This is a genomic window from Phaeodactylibacter sp. (assembly GCF_022763345.1).
Taxonomy (GTDB): Bacteria; Bacteroidota; Bacteroidia; order Chitinophagales; family Saprospiraceae; genus Phaeodactylibacter.
Map to the genome: position 1 here is coordinate 16,625 of NZ_JALEGS010000030.1, position 20,146 is coordinate 36,770.

14 protein-coding genes are annotated in these 20,146 nt (G+C 51.4%); 8 read left to right on the top strand and 6 right to left on the bottom strand.

Annotation, left to right across the window (positions count from 1 at the left end):
* The first annotated feature begins 10 nt into the window (after positions 1–10).
* From MRY86_RS08540 to MRY86_RS08560, 5 genes are all read left to right on the top strand, one after another.
* Positions 11–280 carry a hypothetical protein gene (locus MRY86_RS08540; protein ID WP_293566011.1) on the top strand — a complete coding sequence of 90 codons (270 nt, stop codon included), beginning with the start codon at positions 11–13 and terminating at the stop codon, positions 278–280.
* Positions 281–390: 110 nt separating this feature from the next.
* Positions 391–3,705 (top strand): FG-GAP-like repeat-containing protein, encoded by a 3,315-nt coding sequence (locus tag MRY86_RS08545; RefSeq protein WP_293571274.1) that lies wholly within the window; start codon positions 391–393, stop codon positions 3,703–3,705.
* A 77-nt stretch (positions 3,706–3,782) separates the two neighbouring features.
* Positions 3,783–5,603, top strand: coding sequence for a sodium:solute symporter family protein (locus MRY86_RS08550; RefSeq protein WP_293563299.1), 1,821 nt, complete (start codon positions 3,783–3,785; stop codon positions 5,601–5,603).
* 5 nt (positions 5,604–5,608) lie between these two features.
* Positions 5,609–6,544 (top strand): DUF4434 domain-containing protein, encoded by a 936-nt coding sequence (locus MRY86_RS08555; RefSeq protein ID WP_293563298.1) that lies wholly within the window; start codon positions 5,609–5,611, stop codon positions 6,542–6,544.
* 2 nt (positions 6,545–6,546) lie between these two features.
* Positions 6,547–7,716, top strand: coding sequence for an AGE family epimerase/isomerase (locus tag MRY86_RS08560; RefSeq protein ID WP_293563297.1), 1,170 nt, complete (start codon positions 6,547–6,549; stop codon positions 7,714–7,716).
* Here MRY86_RS08560 and MRY86_RS08565 read toward each other — a convergent pair.
* Positions 7,713–9,758 (bottom strand): urocanate hydratase, encoded by a 2,046-nt coding sequence (locus MRY86_RS08565; protein ID WP_293563296.1) that lies wholly within the window; start codon positions 9,756–9,758, stop codon positions 7,713–7,715. The genes MRY86_RS08560 and MRY86_RS08565 overlap by 4 nt on opposite strands.
* 199 nt (positions 9,759–9,957) lie before the next feature.
* Between MRY86_RS08565 and MRY86_RS08570 the strand changes: the two genes are divergently transcribed.
* A complete protein-coding gene (locus tag MRY86_RS08570; RefSeq protein ID WP_293563295.1) occupies positions 9,958–11,481 on the top strand; it encodes a M48 family metalloprotease in 1,524 nt (507 codons plus the stop codon).
* Positions 11,482–11,704: 223 nt separating this feature from the next.
* Here MRY86_RS08570 and phaC read toward each other — a convergent pair whose 3' ends face one another.
* The 4 genes from phaC to MRY86_RS08590 form a co-directional block, all read right to left on the bottom strand.
* Positions 11,705–12,763, bottom strand: coding sequence for a class III poly(R)-hydroxyalkanoic acid synthase subunit PhaC (phaC, locus tag MRY86_RS08575; RefSeq protein ID WP_293563294.1), 1,059 nt, complete (start codon positions 12,761–12,763; stop codon positions 11,705–11,707).
* Between the two features lie 90 nt (positions 12,764–12,853).
* A complete protein-coding gene (locus MRY86_RS08580) occupies positions 12,854–14,431 on the bottom strand; it encodes a poly(R)-hydroxyalkanoic acid synthase subunit PhaE (RefSeq protein WP_293571276.1) in 1,578 nt (525 codons plus the stop codon).
* 41 nt (positions 14,432–14,472) lie between these two features.
* On the bottom strand, positions 14,473–14,919 hold the full coding sequence (locus tag MRY86_RS08585) for a hypothetical protein (RefSeq protein ID WP_293565407.1): 447 nt from the start codon (positions 14,917–14,919) through the stop codon (positions 14,473–14,475).
* A 304-nt stretch (positions 14,920–15,223) separates the two neighbouring features.
* Entirely contained in the window at positions 15,224–16,402 is a 1,179-nt protein-coding gene (locus MRY86_RS08590; protein WP_293565408.1) for an acetyl-CoA C-acyltransferase, read from the bottom strand.
* A gap of 268 nt (positions 16,403–16,670) precedes the next feature.
* Here MRY86_RS08590 and fabG point away from each other — a divergent pair, with 268 nt between their 5' ends.
* The gene (gene fabG / locus MRY86_RS08595; RefSeq protein WP_293565409.1) at positions 16,671–17,399 is read left to right on the top strand and encodes a 3-oxoacyl-ACP reductase FabG; all 729 of its coding nucleotides are present in this window, start codon (positions 16,671–16,673) and stop codon (positions 17,397–17,399) included.
* 56 nt (positions 17,400–17,455) lie between these two features.
* Here the strand turns inward: fabG and MRY86_RS08600 are convergent, their stop codons facing one another.
* Positions 17,456–17,620 carry a hypothetical protein gene (locus MRY86_RS08600; protein ID WP_293565411.1) on the bottom strand — a complete coding sequence of 55 codons (165 nt, stop codon included), beginning with the start codon at positions 17,618–17,620 and terminating at the stop codon, positions 17,456–17,458.
* A gap of 281 nt (positions 17,621–17,901) precedes the next feature.
* Between MRY86_RS08600 and MRY86_RS08605 the strand changes: the two genes are divergently transcribed.
* On the top strand, positions 17,902–20,076 hold the full coding sequence (locus tag MRY86_RS08605; protein ID WP_293565413.1) for a bifunctional alpha,alpha-trehalose-phosphate synthase (UDP-forming)/trehalose-phosphatase: 2,175 nt from the start codon (positions 17,902–17,904) through the stop codon (positions 20,074–20,076).
* Positions 20,077–20,146 lie beyond the last annotated feature (70 nt).

Sequence of the window (20,146 nt, forward strand, 5' to 3'; positions counted from 1 at the left end):
GGAAACCACCATGTCCAGAAATTACGACCTCTCCGACCCCACCGATCTTGATGTGCTCAAATCCGACTTCGAAATGTACGACGCGGACGAATGGCAGGAAATGATTGACTACACCCTGCAGGAAGGCAATAAACGGCTGCTCTCCTATGATGAACGCGGCATCCTTATGCAGGCCCGCAAAAAAGCGCTGTATAACAACCACCCCTCCGCCAAACAAATGGTGTGGGCCCTTAAAATTGCTGATAAAATAGAAGAGCACAAAAAAGAAGCCAAAGGCTGATTTTAAGCCTGCCACGCGGTAGGCTGCAATGTTTACCGAACACTGTGTGCGCACACAACTTTACCGGCAATTGCTAGGCGCTTCTGGCAGATTTACTTATTTTTCGTTCCATGAAACAGTATTTTTGCCTATTAATCGCCATAAGCTTGCTTGTTGCGGGCTGCCAGAACACTGATAACCAGGATATTGCCCGCCAACAAGGCACTTTTGTGCCGCATGCCGAGCAAAAAACCGGCATCGGCTTTGCCAATACACTGACGGAAACGGAAGACGTAAACGTCCTTTCCTACGAGTACTTTTACAACGGTGGCGGAATTGCCGTAGGGGATTTCAACCAAGATAGCCTGCCGGACCTCTATTTTACCGGTAATATGGTGGCTAATGCCCTGTACCTCAATCAGGGAGGGCTCCAATTCAAAGCCGTTACCCAAATTGCCGGTGTGGCCGGACGAAAAAACGGTTGGAACACCGGTACGACCCTCGTAGACATCAACAATGACGGGCGTTTAGACATCTACCTATGCTACTCCGGCGATAAAGCTCCCGAACTGCGCCGCAATGAGCTCTACATCAATCAGGGCAATAACAGCGAGGGCGTCCCCACTTTTAAAGAAAATGCGGCCAAGTACGGGCTCGACTTGCCCACCTATACCACACAGGCGCTTTTCTTTGATTATGACCGGGACGGCGACCTCGACTGTTACCTGCTCAACCACTCTATCGAAGATTTTCAAAGCTTTGATGCCACTTACGTCAAAGGGCTGTCCGATGCGTTCGCCGGCGATAAGCTCCTGCGCAACGATGATGGCCAATTCACGGAAGTGACGGCTGACGCGGGCATCAAAAGTACGCCCCTGGGTTTCGGGCTGGGCATTGCCGCCTCCGATGTCAATGGAGATGGTTGGACAGACCTCTACGTATCAAATGATTACATCGAAGAGGATTACCTGTACATCAACCAGAAAGATGGCACTTTCAAAGACGAACTAAAACAGCAAATCGGGCATATTTCCCATTTTTCCATGGGTTCAGACATAGCGGATTTTAATAATGATGCCCTACCGGACATTCTCAGCCTGGACATGCTACCGGAGGATAACCGCCGTCAAAAGCTGCTCTACGGGCCGGATACCTATGAGAAGTACCAATCCATGCTCCGCAACGGTTTTTACCATCAGATCATGCGCAATATGCTGCAGCTCAATAATGGGGATGGCACCTTCAGCGAGATCGGACAGTTGGCTGGCGTGTCCAATACCGACTGGAGCTGGGCGCCCCTCTTCGCCGACTTCGACAATGATGGCTGGAAAGACCTCTTCGTCTCCAATGGCTACCTGCGCGACTACACCAACCGCGATTTCGTTTCCTATTACGCTGATCAGCGAATCAAGGAGCAGCGGGGCGAGAAGTCGGATGCGCTATTAGATATCATCGCCAAAATGGAGTCCACCAAAACACCTAACTATATTTTCCGGAACAATGGCGACTTGACCTTCACCAAAAAATCAGCTGACTGGGGTTTTGACGAGCTGGTGCTCTCTAATGGCGCCGTTCACGCTGACCTGGACCTGGACGGCGACCTCGATTTAGTGATCAACAACGTCAACGCTCCCGCCCGAATCTACGAAAATCAGGTTGCCAAAGGCCATTATCTCAAAGTCAATCTAATGGGTAACGGCAGCAATCGGCATGCCATAGGTGCCAAAGTAAAGCTGGAAGCCAACAGCCAGACCTTCATGCAGGAATTTATGCCTACCCGTGGATTTCAGTCTGCCATGCACCTGCCACTGCATTTCGGACTTGGAGAAGCACAATCCGTGGATAAGCTCTCTGTATCCTGGCCAGATGGAACAGTAACGGTACTCCACAATATACCGGCAGACCAAACCCTTACGGTCGACATCGCTAATGCGCAACCCGCAAACCCTGCTCCAGCACCGGAAGCGATGTTTAGCCCGCTTAACAATAGCATGCCCTTTGCCCATCAGGAAAATCAGGGCATAGACTTCAAACAACAGTCCCTCCTCCCCTACGCATTGTCCTACATGGGCCCTTCGGTCGCCACGGCCGATTTTAATGGTGACGGACTGACCGATCTTTTTGCTGGAGGTGCCAAAATGCAAGCTGGTCAGATATTCCTGCAACAAACTGATGGCTCATGGGCGCCGTCCCTGCAGCCTGCCCTGACCAATGACCTGATCATGGAAGACGTTGCCGCCGCCGCCTTTGATGCCGATGGAGACGGGGACACCGACCTTTATGTCAGCAGCGGGGGCTACCACTACCTTCCGGAAGACCTGGCATTGCAAGACCGCTTATACCTCAATGACGGCTCTGGCCAATTTGAGAAAGCCACCCGCGCCTTGCCACTCATGCGCAGCAGTAGCGGCACGGTTGCTGTTGCCGATTTCGACGGTGATGGGGACCAGGATGTTTTTGCGGGAGGGCGGCTCATTCCGGGGCAATACCCCTTAGCTGCGCGCAGCTACCTGCTCGAAAACAATGGCAAAGGCGAATTTAAGGAGGTAACTTCGGAAAAAGCTCCCGGCTTGGAGCAGCCCGGCATGGTCACCTCCGCGCTTTGGGAAGACCTCAATGGCGATGGTCAGCCCGACCTTGTCCTGGCCGGCGAGTGGATGCCACTCACTGTATTCCTCAACCAAAGCGGGCAACTTCAGCGAACAGACAACTTCTTTGGGGAGCATACCGATGGCTGGTGGTGGTCCATGGCGAAAGCCGACCTCGATGGCGATGGTGATACCGACTTTATCGCCGGCAACCTTGGCCAAAACACCAACCTCAAAGTATCGGCTAAAGAGCCCGCTACCCTCTACTACGGCGACTTTGATGAGAATGGCGCAGTAGACCCCCTCATCACCCATTACATACAGGGTGCGCCCTACCCTTTTGTGAGCCGGGACAACCTGTTTGGGCAACTGGCTGCCATGCGCAAAAAATTCAGGGATTACGCCAGCTACTCCGATGCACGAATTGAGGATGTGCTGTCACCGGAGCAGCTGGAAAGTGCCCGGCAACTCAAAGCGACGCAAGGGAAAACCGTTTGGCTGGAAAACCAGGGCAACGGCAACTGGACCGTTCGGGAACTCCCTGCTGCCGCGCAAATGTCACCAGTGTTTGCCATCCTGCCCCTTGATGCCAACAACGATGGACGACAAGACCTGATACTGGCCGGCAACCTAAGCGAAACCCGGCCTACGATGGGGCCCTGGGATGCCAACTATGGCCAGCTGTTTATCAACCGGGGCGATGGGCAGTTTGAGTATGTCCCTCAGCATCAATCCGGGCTTAGCCTGATCGGAGATGTGCGCAGCGCCGTTGCGTTGAATGAGGGGCAAACCCTTTTATTTTTCCGAAATAACCAGACTGTCCTGGCCTACAGCAAAAACAAGGCTGCCATAAACTGAGCCGGCTAAAACAAACCGGAAGCTCTGATGCTATGCCAAAAAAGCAGAGCGCAAGCTGACTTTAAACACCTGTTACAATGAATTTAACCTTACTGGATACCGGGATTATTCTCGGCTATATTGTCCTGACCGTACTTTTCGGTTTTTGGGTTTCGAAGCGGGCCTCTAAGGACATGCAGGCTTATTTTCTGGGCGGCAATAAGATCCCCTGGTACCTCCTGGGCCTTTCCAACGCCTCCGGCATGTTTGATATTTCGGGTACGATGTGGACGGTCACCATCCTTTTTGTGTACGGGCTGAAGAGTGCCTGGATCCCGTGGCTTTGGCCGGTCTGGAATCAAGTGTTCGTCATGGTATTCCTGGCCATTTGGCTCCGGCGCTCAGGGGTACTCACCGGCGCGCAGTGGATTACCTTCCGGTTTGGGGATCAGACCGGCGGGCGCTTATCCCATATTATTGTGACGGTCTTTGCGGTAATCAGTGTATTTGGGTTTATCGCCTATTTCTTCGAAGGGATTGGCAAGTTTGCCGTCATCTTTTTTCCTTGGGATTTATCCGTTGACCAGGGGTTGATTCAGCTGACTTCCGAGCAGTCATATGCACTTATTATTATCGCAGTCACTACCCTATATACCATCAAAGGCGGGATGTACAGCGTGGTCGGAACGGAAGTGCTGCAATTCGTCATTATGACCATCTCCTGTTTTGTAGTCGGCATCATTGCTTATACCAACGTCAGTGGCGAACAGGTGATGGAAGCCGTACCGCCCGGCTGGACGGAGTTGTTCTTCAGCTGGGAGATGGACCTCGACTGGACCGGCTATCTGGACAGTGTCAACAAACGCATTGAGGATGATGGGTTTGGTGCCATAGGGCTTCTGCTAATCGCAATGATCTTTAAGGGCATTTTTGCCAGCCTGGCCGGACCGGTGCCAAGCTACGATATGCAGCGGGTGCTTTCCACCCCTACTGCTTCTGAAGCAGCAAAGATGAGCGGGCTGACGATTCTTGCCCTTTACTTCCCCCGTTACCTCATGATTGCCGGGTTTGCGGTGCTCTCCCTGGTCTATCTGACGCCGGAATTCAGGGAAATGGGCGCTGATATTGATTTTGAGACTGTCCTCCCGCTAGCCATTGAGCGTTTCATCCCACCCGGCTTTCAGGGCCTGCTGCTGGCCGGGCTTTTAGCCGCCTTTATGGGGACTTTCGCAGCCTTTATTAACGCAGCTCCGGCTTATCTGGTCAATGATTTGTACAAAAAGTACATCAATCCAGATGCCAGCAGCAAGACCTACATCCGGTACAGCTACCTGGCTTCCTTTCTGCTGGTTGCTATTGGACTGATCGGCGGTTTTTATGCCAGTAGCATCAACTCCCTGACGCTTTGGATCACCTCAGCCCTGTACGGCGGTTATGCAGCAGCCAATGCTCTAAAGTGGATCTGGTGGCGCTTCAATGGCTACGGTTACTTCTGGGGCATGATCGGTGGACTGGTTGCGGCAACCTTTATCCCGCCGTTGTTTCCGGATGTTACGCCGATCTACCTTTTCCCGGTCATCTTTGCCATTTCCCTGGCGGGCTGCCTCATCGGTACCTTTGCCACTCCTGCCGAAGATGATGAAACGCTTATGAACTTCTACAAAAAGACCAATCCATGGGGATTCTGGAAGCCAATCCGCAAAAAAGTACTGGCAGCCGACCCTGCTTTTGTGCCCAACCATTCTTTTGGCCGGGATGCGTTCAATGTCCTCGTCGGTATCGTTTGGCAGATGTCCCTGGTCGTCATGCCAATCTACCTCCTCATCCGGCAGTCTACGGAGCTGGCCATTACGTTCCTTATTTTCCTAATCACCACCTGGCTGCTGAAGAAGTACTGGTGGGACAAACTTGAAGACTAAAACACATGAAGCTATCAGGAACTTTCCTGGATGAAATTTCCCACGATATCCCCCACCAAAACTGGGGCCCAAAAGAGTGGGATACCGATTTTCAGCATATGAAGCGCATGGGCATTGACACCGTCATTCTCATCCGCTGCGGGTATAAAAACTGGCTGACCTATCCATCGGCAGTCCTTCAGGAGGAAGAGGGGGCGTACGAACCACCGGTCGACCTGGTGCGCCTGTTCCTGGACCTTTCGGAAAAGCATGGAATGGCCTTCTACTTCGGGCTTTATGACTCCGGCAAGTACTGGTGGGCGCAAGGCGATTTCCAACGCGAAGTCGCCCTCAACCTTCGGGTTATTGATGAAGTTTGGGAACGATATGGCTCCTCAACGGCATTTCAAGGCTGGTACATCTGCCAGGAAGTCAGCCGCAAAACGGCCGGTATCATTGACCTCTACCGGCAACTGGGGCTGCACTGCAAAAAAGTAAGTGGTGGGCTGCCCACCCTGATTTCTCCATACATCGACGGACAGAAAGCCATCATGGCCAGTGAAGCTGAACTGACCAAAACCGATGCCGTCAGCCTGCAGGAACATGAAGCCGAGTGGGACGAAATCTTCACCGGCATACGGGAGGCCATAGATATCGTAGCCTTTCAGGACGGGCATGTGGACTACCATCAGCTGACCGACTATTTTGCTGTTAACAAACAGCTCGCTGACCGCCACGGGCTGCGCTGCTGGACGAATGCAGAATCGTTCGACCGGGATATGCCCATCAAGTTTTTGCCTATCAAGTGGGAAAAGCTGCGCCTTAAACTGGAAGCCGCCCGTGCTGCCGGATTGGAAAAAGCCATTACCTTTGAGTTTTCGCATTTTATGAGCCCACAATCGGCCTATCCACAGGCGGGTCATTTGTACAACAGATACCAGGAATACCGAAACGAACACTAAACATGCTGAAGGCAGGACAATACACCCAGGTTTTTGCACAAGAACTAAACGAAAGGGTCATCCCCTTTTGGGAACGTTACTCTCCGGACCGCGAACATGGCGGCTATTTTACCTGCCTGCTCCGGGACGGACAGGTTTACGATACCGACAAGTTCATCTGGCTACAGGCCCGTCAGGTTTGGACTTTTTCCAAATTGTACAACCATCAGGAACAGCGGCAGGAATGGCTGGACCTCGCCCTGCTGGGTGCCAACTTTCTGGAAAAACACGGCCGGGACGAAGCCGGCAACTGGTATTTCTCCCTCCGGCAGGACGGGCAGCCCCTGGTACAAGCCTATAATATTTTCTCCGATTGCTTCGCGGCTATGGCTTTCGGGCAACTTTACCAGGCCACGGGCACGGAACGGTACGCCTCCATAGCCCGGGCCACCTTTAGCCGAATATTGGAACGGCAGGACAACCCCAAGGGCAAGTACAACAAACTGGTCCGCGGTACCCGCCCCCTCATGGGCTTCTCCCTGCCTATGATCCTATGCAACCTTTGCCTGGAGCTGGAGCCCCTCTTGGAACCCGAATTGGTGGAAACCACGATCGACCATTGCATTCACACTGTAATGGATACCTTCTATGACGAAGCATCCGGACTGGTCCTGGAAAATGTACAGCCCGACGGTAAGCTCAGTGATACCTTCGAAGGCCGGCTCCTCAATCCAGGCCATGCTTTGGAAGCTATGTGGTTCATCATGGACCTGGGCGAGCGCCGGGACGATCAGGAGCTGATCCGTCAGGCCACGGAGCGGGCGCTTTTTATGCTGGACTACGGGTGGGACAAAGAAGCAGGCGGCTTGTTTTACTTCCTGGACCGCAAAGGCTATCCGCCACAGCAGCTGGAATGGGACCAAAAGCTATGGTGGGTCCACCTCGAGGCTATGGAGGCCGCATTGAAAGGGCTGCAACATACCGGCGATGAGCGATGTGCACGATGGTTTGAGCAACTCTATGACTACGCCTGGCCCCGATTCTCTGACCCGGAATACGGCGAATGGTTCGGCTACCTGAAACGGGACGGCACCCCACTGCATACTGCAAAGGGCGGCAAATGGAAAGGCTGTTTCCACGTGCCGCGTGCGCTGTGGGGGTGCCTGGAAATCTTAAAGAAATTGCAGGCTTAAGCCTTTCCCTCTTTAGCACTCAGGCCCAGCGCCTCTTCCACCAGGTTATCATCCGCAATGGTAGGCAAGGTGACCCTGAGCCCCGGATAAGCCTGCATGGTGCGTTGAATAGTAGACATCGCACCCCGGTTGCGGGCCCAGGACCGCCGGGCAATGCCGTTGTTGACATCCCAGAAGAGCATACTCTCCAGGCGGCGGTCAGATTCTGGTGTACCATCAAGCACCATCCCAAAACCTCCGTTCATCACTTCGCCCCATCCAACTCCGCCACCGTTGTGCAGGGAAATCCAGGTTGCCCCGCGGAAAGCATCCCCAATGACATTGTGCACCGCCATATCTGCGGTAAACTGGGAGCCGTCGTAAATATTTGCGGTCTCCCGGTAGGGCGAATCAGTACCGGAGACATCGTGGTGGTCCCTGCCTAATACGACTGGAGCGCTCAATTCCCCGCGGGCAATCGCTTTGTTGAACGCCCGCGCGATGCGGATGCGGCCTTCAGCATCAGCATACAGAATTCTTGATTTTGAGCCTACGACAGGAAGGTTGTCTTCTGCTCCTTCAATCCAGTTGAGATTATCCTGCAACTGAGGGCGAATGTCCTCCGGCGCTTCGGCCAGCATCTCGCGTAGGATTTCCGCCGCAATTTCATCGGTCTTTTGCAAATCTTTCATGGTTCCGGAAGCACACACCCAACGGAATGGGCCAAAACCATAATCAAAACACATCGGCCCCATGATGTCCTCCACATAGGATGGGTAACGAAAGTGCCCCTCTGTTTCATCCAGCCATATATCCGCTCCGGAATTGCCTGCTTCCTTTAGAAAAGCATTGCCATAATCCCAGAAATACATGCCGCGCTCCGCCATCGTATTAATGGCTTTTACGTGGCGGCGCAGGGTGTCCCGCACTTCAGACATGAACTGCACCGGGTCTTTATCCAGCAGCCGCTTGGCTTCTTCAAAGGTATAGCCCGCAGGCGTGTAGCCCATGCCTTCAATATTGTGCAAAGAAGTCTGATCGGAGCCCAGCTCTACTTTTACCTCCTCTTTGGCCAGGCGTTCCCACAGCTCCACCACATTCCCCTGATAGACCAGGGCCACGGCTTCCTTGTCTTGTCTGGCTTGCTCTATTCTGGGCAACAGCGCACCGAGGTTGGTAAAGACATTTTCTGCTTTGATATAGCCGTCCGTCAGGCGCTGCTGCACGGCATCAGGGTCAATTTCTGCTACGATTCCTACCGCTCCAGTCACTTCCGCGGCAATGGTTTGTGCACCGGACATACCCCCCAGCCCGGAAGTCACGAATACCTTTCCGCGAAGGTTTTTATCGCCCAGCCCCATTTTGCGGCCTGCATTCAACAAGGTAATCGTTGTACCATGCACAATACCTTGTGGCCCGATATACATAAAGGAGCCGGCAGTCATTTGCCCGTAGGAAGTGACGCCCAGGGCGTTGTACTTGTTCCAGTCTTCTTTTTTGGAATAATTGGGGATCATCATGCCGTTGGTCACCACTACGCGCGGCGCTTCGGGGTGGGAAGGGAATAGCCCAAGCGGATGCCCGGAATAAAGCACCAAGGTCTGTTCATCCGTCATCTGAGCCAGGTACTGCATGACCAGCCGGTACTGCGCCCAGTTTTGAAAAACCGCTCCATTGCCGCCGTAGGTGATCAGCTCATGCGGGTGCTTGGCGACTTTGGGGTCCAGGTTGTTTTGAATCATAAGCATAATGGCGGCAGCCTGCCTGGACTGATGGGGATATTCATCAATCGGGCGGGCATACATTTCATAGTCCGGACGGAAGCGGAACATATAAATGCGCCCGTAGTGCTCTAGTTCTGCGGCAAATTCAGGAGCCAGAACTTCATGCTGATGGGCGGGGAAGTACCGCAGCGCGTTTTTAAGGGCCAGCGCCCGGTCTTTATCTGACAAAACCCCCTCGATACCACGTTTTGGGGCGTGGCTTACATTCGGATCATAGGGCTTAGCCATCGGCAATTCGTCCGGTATGCCTTCCAGGATTGATTTTTGGAATTCGGTCATATTTGGCGTTTTGCGCTAAGGTCGGACTTTTTTTAACAATTTGTTAGCATCCTTAATGCCCTTTAACGATGAGCAGACGCCATTATTAACATTCCTATAGCGCACCGAACCCGTTTTCATTTGTAAATTAGATGGGCGAAGAAAAAATACATGAGCCTCAGCAAAATGCTCCTTTGTTCACATACTTAAACCCTTTGATATGAAGTATTTTCTCCATTTCCTACCCGCTTTACTCTTGTTTTCAGTCAATGACGTGCTCCTTGCACAGGACTATTCCATCAGAGCCGTTGTCAAGGAAAAATTCCGGACGGCTGACGCCTCTTATGAAAAATTAGATGCCGGCACGATTGTTGAACTTAGCGACTATCGCATCATCGCAGGCACTCCTACCATCAGAGCTATAATCAACGGGCAAGAGCGCATGATTTCTGCATTTGACCTCAAGCACCTCGATTATCAGCTTAATGAATTGTCTGTTGATGGTGTTTGGTATCAGCAATTTCTGCAGTCCAGCGCATTGGACCAACTCTCCAAAAGGGGTTGGGACCAAGAGGTCAGACGGGAGCTACAGGAAGAATACCTTAGCTTTAATGAAACCATCACCCTGTTTGACGACCCCTATCTTGACGACTACCTGAATCAGGTCCGGCTACAGCTTTTTCCCAAACAGCCTGTAGAAAAACATCCTTCGGTGATGCGCATACGGGTCTATGAGTCGGTAGAGCCCGGCACCTTTGCCTGTGCCAATGGCGACTTGTTCATTTCGACCGGCCTGTTGGCCGCCCTGCAAACCAAAGAGGAACTGCTGGCTATTTTGGCTCAGGAATTTGCACACATTCAGTTCAATCATTCCGTAGACAACTTCCGCCGCAACCTTTCCCGGGAAGCCCGGGCAGCATTCTGGAGCGGCGTGATCACCGTAGCCGCTGCGGTAACAGAGACCGCTGTGGCTGAACAATCTATTCGAAATGGCACCTTTAGCCCGGTCGACTTGTATGCATTCGGAGCTTTTACAGAGAGCATATCACTGCTTTCCACCGCTATTGCCTTTCAGATTGCCAATCGGCTGGGCATGGAATATTCCCCAGAACAGGAACAGGAGGCAGATCAAACAGCAATTACCCTTTTACAACACCTCAAGGCTGACAACCAAGCACTGCTGAATGCCTATACCCGCATCCACGAGGCTCAGAAAAAAAGCAGGTCTTTCCGGTTACAGACTGCAGAGGAGCATCTCTACCCCCATCTTTACCGCCAAATGCTAAATCTGGGCTACAAATCAAACCAACAGCTACCAGCAGCAGATCCTGCCTATATCAGTGCCACAGCGATGGCAAGGCGCAATACAGCCTGGCAGGAATTCCTGAGCGGCAATTACGAACGCACGCAAGAGCTGCTCACCGTTCAGCTCGATGCAGACGCTGCCGTGCTTGAAGATTACATGTTGCAGTCTGTACTCCTCCGCCAAACCTCAAATGATGCAGGTGATATGGAACGAGCAATGCTCTTGTTACGCAAAGCGGAGCAGGAGGCCTACGCGCTTTCCCCGGAAATACACCTGGAAAAAGCTATGGTGTTCATGCGCCTCGATGAGCAGGAGGGCGCTCGCAGGGAACTGGAAAGTTACAGGAATGCACTGAAAAAAACGGAGAATGGTGATGGGCAGGCGGACCGCATAGCGTGGGTGACACAGATGCTGGAAAAACTTTCCCGGGGGCGGTAAAAAACGAACTGGCTGCAGTTGCCCACAGCCAGCTCAGCCCTAACCAAATTAAAACCAGGTATTACCAAATTGTAGCTTAACAGCGCAGCGCGATATCCTGCTGCGCTGTTAAACTGTACGCAGGTGCGGAGTCATTTCTGTTTAGCTCCGCGCCCGGGCGTACGCTAAGACAAAGTAGTGCGTGATCAAAGTTCATGTTCATGGGACCAAACTTTCCTTATTCTTAGTCCCGCTCAGTCAGCCAGCTGGCTACTGCGGGCGTTAACAGCTTTTGAGAACGCCCGCCTACGAATACACCAATGTGCCCGCCCGGGAATTCCATCAGCTCCTTGTCCTTGGAGCCGATTTCATCATTGATCGGCTTTGTTGTTGCCGGTGGCACGATGTGATCGTGCTTGGCATAGATGGTCAGTACCGGCATATTGATGTTCTTTAGCTTTACCTCACGGCCGCCCAGCTCAAATTCGCCTTTGATGAGCTTGTTATGCTGGTACATATCCTTAATGAAACGGCGGTAGGTCTCTCCGGCTTGTGCGGGGCTGTCAGCAACCCAGTGCTCCATGCGCAGGAAGTTCATCAGCTTGCCTTTGTTAGCCATGGTTTGGGGCAGCGCCATGTACTTGCGTGCCTTGTTCATTGGCTTGAGCAGGTCGAAGCCGGTATTGAGGAAGTCGCCGGGGATAATGCCCCCGAAGCCATCTACAATTGCATCCACATCCATATCCTTGGCCCACTTGAAGAGCAGCCCTTCTTCGTTGTCAAAGTCGACCGGTGTCACAAGGGTGACCAGGTTTTTGATTTTTTCGGGGAACAAGGCGGAATAAATCAGGCTAAAAGTCCCACCCTGGCAAACGCCAAGCAGGTTCACCTTAGCCAAACCATGAGCTTCGCGGATGTAATCTACGCAGTCGTTGATATTCCCAAGGATGTAGTCCTCCATTTTTTTGTAGCGGTCTACCTTAGTTGGGTAACCCCAGTCAATCAGGTAAACGTCCAGCCCTTCGCTAATCAGCTTACGGATAAAGCTGCGGTCCGGCTGCAGGTCCATCATTTCCCAGCGGTTGACCAGGGCGTAAGAGACCAGAACAGGTGTTTTGGTAGCCGGTTTGTCGTCCCTCAGGAAGTGATAGAGTTTGACTTTGCCATCTTCCCAGACAACTTCCCGGGGTGCCGTAGCTACATCCACATCATGGACGCTGTTAATATTGCGCAGCGCATCGGAAGCCGTATTGACTTGTTCGAGGAGCTGATCGCTGACGTTATTGGATGCCGTTGTGCTCATTGGTTAATTTTTTACCTGGTTATGAGTCCGACCTGTTCAAGGCAGCCAACCGGTTTATCCCGGTTAGCAGCCCTGGAAGCCTGATGTGGATTATTTAAGTAAAGCCTTGGCCTGCTTGGCCCAGTTGTCGCGCTTGGCCCGCCCCTGAAAGGCACCAAGCAGTTCGTCAATCATATCGTATTCAGAAGCGCCCATCTGAGCCACCTGCTTGAAGGTGTAAACCCCCAGGTCATTGAGCATCGTCTCCAGCTTAGGCCCTACCCCCTTGATTTGCTTAAGGTCGTCGGCATCAGAAGCAGAGGCAATCCCGATTTTGTCCATCAGTGATTTCTTGAGGCTTCCGCCCTCAGCCGGCGTTTTTTTTTCGACTGCAGGCTTTCCGCTCAACAGCATGGCTTTCTCCAGTTCCGCCAAACGGTGCTCCAAAGAGCGGACTTTGGTGCGGATTGCGGACGCCTCCTTGGCGATGTCGTCGCCATCGGTATGCGTAAGAAATGGCATATCGGCATACATCAGCTCCATAAGGCGGCCATTGTCCTTCTTGATGCTGGTCGCCAGCGCCGACACTTCGCTTTGAAGCTTCGAGTACTCTGATGAATGCAGGACCTCAAGCATCGCCTCCTCCAGCTTATTGATGTAAGCCTGGAAGAACGCCTGGAAATCCGGCATTTCCGGTTCCTGTTTGTACTTTTCAGCAAACTCGCGCAGGGTATCCGGCATTGCAAACTGCCCGGACTCGTAAACTTTAGACTGCATTTCGGCAGACTTGAGTACGAACGCAATGTACTGAAACTGAATATCCTGCAGCGTTTTGGAAATCTCTGTTTCCCGACCCTGAGCCGCGATGTTGTTGAACGGCGCTAGTTGGTCCCGCAGGCGGTTGTTGAATTCGGCAGCCATTTCAAAGAAAGGCATGTTGCCTGCATTGCTGAAAGACTCCATCTTCTCCTTCCAGCTATCGCTTACCGTTTTCCAGTCGCCCGACTGATCGCCCATGTAGGACATCATGTTGGAAAACCATTTGTTCACCTGTTCAATGACCTCACTGGTATTGCCTACCGGCCGGAAGCCCATCATTTGGTTGACCAATTTCTGATAGGCTTCCATGCCAAAGTATTTGTTCACCATATCGCCATCGTAGAGCCCGTTTTTGATCAGGCGCTGAAGCGGTTCCCAATACTTTGACATAAAATTGTAGCTATCGAGAAAGCCCGTGTAGTGAGGCCGCATATTGAAAGGCATCTTGTCCAGCACCTGAGCACTGAACCAATCCTGCCCGCCGTTCATCCACTTGTTCCAATTCGACATATTCTCCTGGAAAAACTGCGTGGAGTTGCCAAAGCTGTCAGCCCCCGGTATCTGGAAGCCCATTTTACCGGCATTGGACTTGAAGAAGTCCGCCCACTTTTGGGTAAACTCTGTTTGAATCTGCATGTACTTGCGCAGGTGCTCCGGTGTTTGCTGCAGCATTTCCTGAGGGTTGCCTTTCATAGCCTCCTGGAAAAAAGCCTGTTGCTTGTTGTACCATTCCTGGAAAAGCGCCTCACCGGCTTTGGCAGGGTCAGCCTGCTCCTGCTGAAATGGCTTAGTCATCTGATCGGACAATTTCGACCAAAATTCCATTGCTTTTTTCTGGCCCTCTATTAAGGTATCGAATTGATTACTCATGGTTGTTGGTTTTAAAAGTGGAGGATGGGGCTTGGGCAGCCTTAATTGGCGCTCATATACTCCTGCATCACCTTACCATTGGCTTTGGTGGTATCGTAAAAGGCCTTCATAGAGTGCTGGTAAAGCTCGCTGAGCTTCTTGGTGCGCTCCTGCGTGGTTTCCATGGTGTTTCCAGACCACATGTTCTTAAAGTACTCTGCTGACTTCTTGTACAGCTCCATGCTCACCTCCATGTTCTTGGTGTAGTCAGCCGTAAAAGTGGTCCAGAAGTCCTTCTGATAGGCTTCCATTTTTTCTTTAGAAGCCATAGCTTCCATCATTTCGGAAGTCTTAGTGTAGTATTCGTTCATCAGTTCGCCAGCCTTGTCAGAGAGGTCGGATGATGGTGTCATCATTTCCATCCAGGCATTGGTAAATTCTGTCATCGTGTTGAACAGTTTGGACTGATTGTCCATCAGCTGATCGTAGAAAGATTTTGTTGAAGCCATGATAAGTATCGTTTAAGTGGAAGAGAATGTGTGTTTTAATTGATAGGTTAAAGGTACGCGGAGAAGAGACGGGGATCAATAGGCTTTTTTATATGTTTTACCCTGACCAAAAGACCTTTAAAGGTAAATTACTGTCATAAACTATTATAATTCAATACTTTAAATTCAAAAACACATACCTTGACTTAATTTTTAAAGCCCTTGACAGTTAATCCCTATACCTTTGTAAACTGCCTGCAGGAAAGCAAAAGCCCGGAGCGATGCGAGCGCCCCGGGCCGTTACTTAAACAATTTTTAATAAACCTTAGACTTTCTCAATGATGATGGAAGAAGCGCCGCCACCACCGTTGCAGATCGCTGCCAGCCCGCGCTTGGCATTCTTTTGCTGCAGTACGTTATTCAGTGTTGTAATGATGCGTGCACCACTAGCCCCAAGCGGATGCCCCAGGGAGACCGCGCCGCCAAAGACGTTCGTTTTCTCCACAGGCACGTCCAGCATTTTATTGAAAGCCAGTGTAACGACTGCGAACGCTTCATTGACCTCAAAATAATCAATATCATTCATCGTAAGCCCAGCCCGCTTTAGCGCAATCGGTGCTGCCTTAGTGGGTGCAGTAGTGAACCATTCCGGCTCATGAGCGGCATCTGCAAAACTGACCACTTTAGCCAAGGGTGTCAGGTTCAATTCTTTGAGCTTCTCCTCGCTTACCAGCACCAGCGCTGTCGCTCCATCATTGATCGTTGAAGCATTGGCAGCAGTTACTGTGCCATCTTTCGTAAATACCGGGCGCAGCGTAGGTACTTTTTCAAACTTCACCCGCTTGTACTCTTCGTCTTCTGTAATCGCGATCGGGTCACCTTTACGCTGCGGGACGTGCACGGGCACAATTTCGTTCGCAAAAGCACCAGAACTTGTTGACTCTGCAGAGCGCTTGTAGGAAAGCATCGCGAATTCATCCTGCTGTTCCCGTGTAATCTCGTATTTCTTCGCCGTGGCATCTGCACATACGCCCATCGCTACTTGCTGGTAGGCATCCGTCAGGCCATCTTTAAGCAAGCCATCCACGATTTGCCCGTGCCCGTATTTATGCCCGTAACGCGCTTTGGGGACATAGTATGGAATGGCGCTCATATTTTCCATGCCGCCAACGACAACCAGGTCCTGATGCCCCAGCATAATAGACTGAGAGCCGAACATGATGGCTTTGGCCCCTGAGGAGCATACTTTATTTATAGTCGTACAAGGCACTGTGTCCGGAATGCCTGCTCCAAGTGCTGCCTGACGAGCCGGTGCCTGACCGAGATTGGCCGAGCAAACGTTGCCCATGAAGACCTCTTCGACCTGACTGGCATCCACACCAGCCTTTTCCAATGCGCCTTTGATAGCAGCTGCACCAAGGTCCGTTGCTGAAACATTAGCGAATACGCCACCAAAACTGCCCAGGGGCGTACGGACGGCGGATGCGATATAGACTTCTTTCATTTTCGGTTAGGATTTGATAAATTAAATTATTTAGATATTTATATGTAAAGATCGGAAAATAAAAAGACTGCTGCAAGGGGCTTTAATTCGTCCACATCATCAATTATCACCTTAAAATACTGACAGTGTTCTTTTTATACTTTTTTGCAGCGCTGAAAACTAAGCAAGTCAACCCCCTTCACTCCTCTTACGGAATCAGGAATAAAGCGTCTTTACCTACTTTTGAACACATCAGAACTCAATTTGACTGACCTTTTAATACTGAATTATGAATAAATTGAAGGAAAAAGTAGCGATCGTCACGGGCGGCGCAATGGGCATTGGCAAGGCTACCGCTATCCGTTTTGCTGAAGAAGGCGCCAAAGTGGTCATCTGGGACATTAACGAGGAAAAAGGCAAGGCACTGGCGGCTGAGCTCGACGGCTTGTTTTTCAAGGTGAACACCACCGACCTCTCTGCCTGCGAGGCCGCCGCCAAAGCAGCCGTAGATGCCTACGGGCAGATCGACATCATCATCAACAACGCGGGCATTACCCGGGATGCGACAATGAAGAAAATGAGCACGGATCAGTGGCAGCAGGTTATCGATGTCAACCTGACTGGCGTGTTCAACTGCACCAAAGCCGTTTTGCCGTACATGCTGGAGCGTGAATACGGGCGTATCGTGAGCGCTGCTTCCGTAGTCGCGCATAATGGCAACTTCGGGCAAACGAATTACGTGGCTACCAAGGCAGGCGTGATTGGCATGACAAAAGTATGGGCGAAAGAGTTTGGCCGCAAAGGCATTACCGCCAATGCCGTAGCACCGGGCTTTATCGGTACAGAAATGGTACTAACCATCCCTGAAAAGGTCATTGATATGCTCAAGCAAAAGACACCGGTCCCGCGCCTGGGCGAGCCTTCAGAAATTGCGGCCGCCTACGCTTTCCTGGCTTCCGATGATGCCGCATTCATTAATGGCGCCGTACTGAACGTTGATGGGGGCGTGACTTTATAAGTCCTTTTTCAGCCGCTGATAAAAGCACTGCCTGGTAGAGACCGGGCGGTGCTTTTTTACCTTATTGGGATCGCGGCTTTCATTTTACCGCTGTATTCCCGGAAAAACTCGGCAATTTCAGGCAGCTGCTGATAAGATAGAAAAAATAACAAGACCAGCACTCCGTATAAGAGCACCACTTGTATATTCAGGATGGTTTTGGGTGTAACAGGCTTTCTCATACAATAAATAGTTTAAATCCAAGCACCACAATTTACATAAAAAATCTTCACTAGGATAAAAAACCAAATAAAAAGTTACCCCCTTAACAAAACAAAGAACAAAAATAAACCTAACTCCGTGTTGCCATCTTCTCCTTTTCCTACCGGTCGAACATTGCGACAATACCAACACTTTAATTATTGAGTACCCGAATAAAACTTAGTGTAGCTTTTACATTAAGTTTCTTGGAGAAGTCCAAAGCATTCCGTATTATTCAATCCTACAAAACCCTATAAAGAGGATGTCCCGATTAGTCATCATTTCCAACCGATTGCCTGTAACCATTAAGAAAGAAGCCGGAGACCTGATCTACCATCCCAGCGCCGGAGGATTGGCCACCGGCCTGAACTCCCTTGACGAATCCTTTGACAAAATTTGGATTGGCTGGCCGGGCCAGGATATCAAAGACGAATGGGAACGCGAGACGGTGCGTCAGGACCTCAAAAAAGACGGCCTGTTCCCGGTTTTTCTGACCCAGGAACAAATTGAGCTCTACTACGAAGGCTACAGCAACAAAACCATCTGGCCGCACTTCCACTATTTTACGCAGTATACCTCTTACCGCGACCACTACTGGGAAGCTTATAAACAGGTCAACCGGCAGTTTGCCGATGAGGTCATTCCGCTCATCAAAGAAGGCGACCTGGTCTGGGTGCACGACTACCAGCTCATGCTCCTGCCAGCCATGATACGAGAGGCATACCCTGATGTGTCTATTGGGTTTTTCCTGCACATTCCCTTCCCATCCTACGAGGTGTTCCGTATCCTACCCTGGCGTAAAGAAATTCTGGAAGGCATTCTGGGAGCAGACCAAATCGGTTTCCACACCTTCGGCTACATGCGGCACTTTCTGAGCGCCGTCTATCGGATTTGCGGGTTTGAGCACCACTTTGGCATGTTGACAGTGGGCGACCGCCTGGTCAACGTCGATATGTTTCCAATGGGCATCGACTATGACAAGTATGCTCATCCTGAACCGGCAAGCGAGGAGTCGGAAACGGCGCAAAAGATCATTCAGCTTGCTCAAGAGCAAAAGCTCATCATTTCTATCGACCGCCTCGACTACTCTAAAGGCATCCCACAGCGCGTCCGAGCCTATGCTAACTTCCTTGAAAAGCATCCGGAGTACCGGGGCAAAGTCACCCTGGTGATGATTGTTGTGCCATCCCGGGCCAATGTTTCACAGTATCAGGCACTGAAGCAAAAGATTGACAACCTGGTGGGCCGGGTCAACGGTGAATATGGCAATTTCGGTTGGGTGCCCATTCAGTACTTCTATCGCAGCCTTGACTTCGGCGATTTGACAACACTTTATAAAGTAGCTGATATTGCGCTGATCACGCCCCTGCGCGATGGCATGAACCTGGTGGCCAAGGAATTCATCGCCAGCAAGGAAGCCTCTAAGAAAGGCGTGCTTATCCTAAGTGAGATGGCTGGTGCGCATAACGAGCTCCACGACAGTATTACCGTCAACCCACAAGACCGTCAGGATATCACCAAAGCCCTGCTTCAGGCTCTCACAATGGACGAAGCAGAACAAGCTAAGCGTCTGGAAGGCATGCAGGAAAAGCTTAAGCAGCACGATGTACGCAACTGGGCTGCCACTTTCATTAATGAACAAAAAAAACTGATGGAGTCGCAAAAAGAAAATATTGTGAAACGAATAGACCGCGATTTAAGAAAAGAAATTGTCAAAGACTACCATGATGCGGAGAACCGGCTGATCATCCTTGATTATGATGGTACGCTCATGCCATTCCATAAAGACCCGCAGGCTGTGGTACCCGGAGAAGAGGTCATCAACCTGCTCAAGGCGCTTTCCAGCCACCCGGGCACCAAGCTGGTTGTCAACAGCGGCAGGGACCGGACTACCCTGGAAAACTGGCTGGGCCACCTGGGGCTTGATATGGCTGCCGAGCATGGCGTGTGGATGAAACGCGATGGCAAATGGCAAAGCAACCCTGGGCTGACCATCAGCTGGAAAGCCAAAATCCGGCAGGTGCTGGAGAATATGGTTGAGCGTACACCGGGCTCTTTCATTGAAGAAAAAGACTTTTCCATTGCCTGGCACTACCGCCGTATTGACCCCCAGCTGGGTGAAAAGCGGGTGCGCGAATTCCGTGACGTCCTCCTATACCTCACAGCCAACGACGATTTGCAGGTGCTTGAAGGCAACAAGGTTGTGGAAATCAAAAACGCAGGTGTCAGCAAAGGCAAAGCCACAATCAACTGGCTGGAAGAAGGCAAGTGGGACTTCATTATGGCACTGGGCGACGACCATACCGATGAGGATACCTTTAAAGCACTCCCAGACACCGCCCACACCATTAAGGTTGGCCTGGATAAGTCTGTAGCCCGCTACAATCTGCTTTCCGTAGAAGATGTGCGCCGGTTCCTGGGCCGCTTTACGGAGTAGCCTTTATCGGAGAACGGCCTGCTTCTGTCCATTATTTTCGGCGGAAGGCGGTGGCTTGTCCAAATTGGGG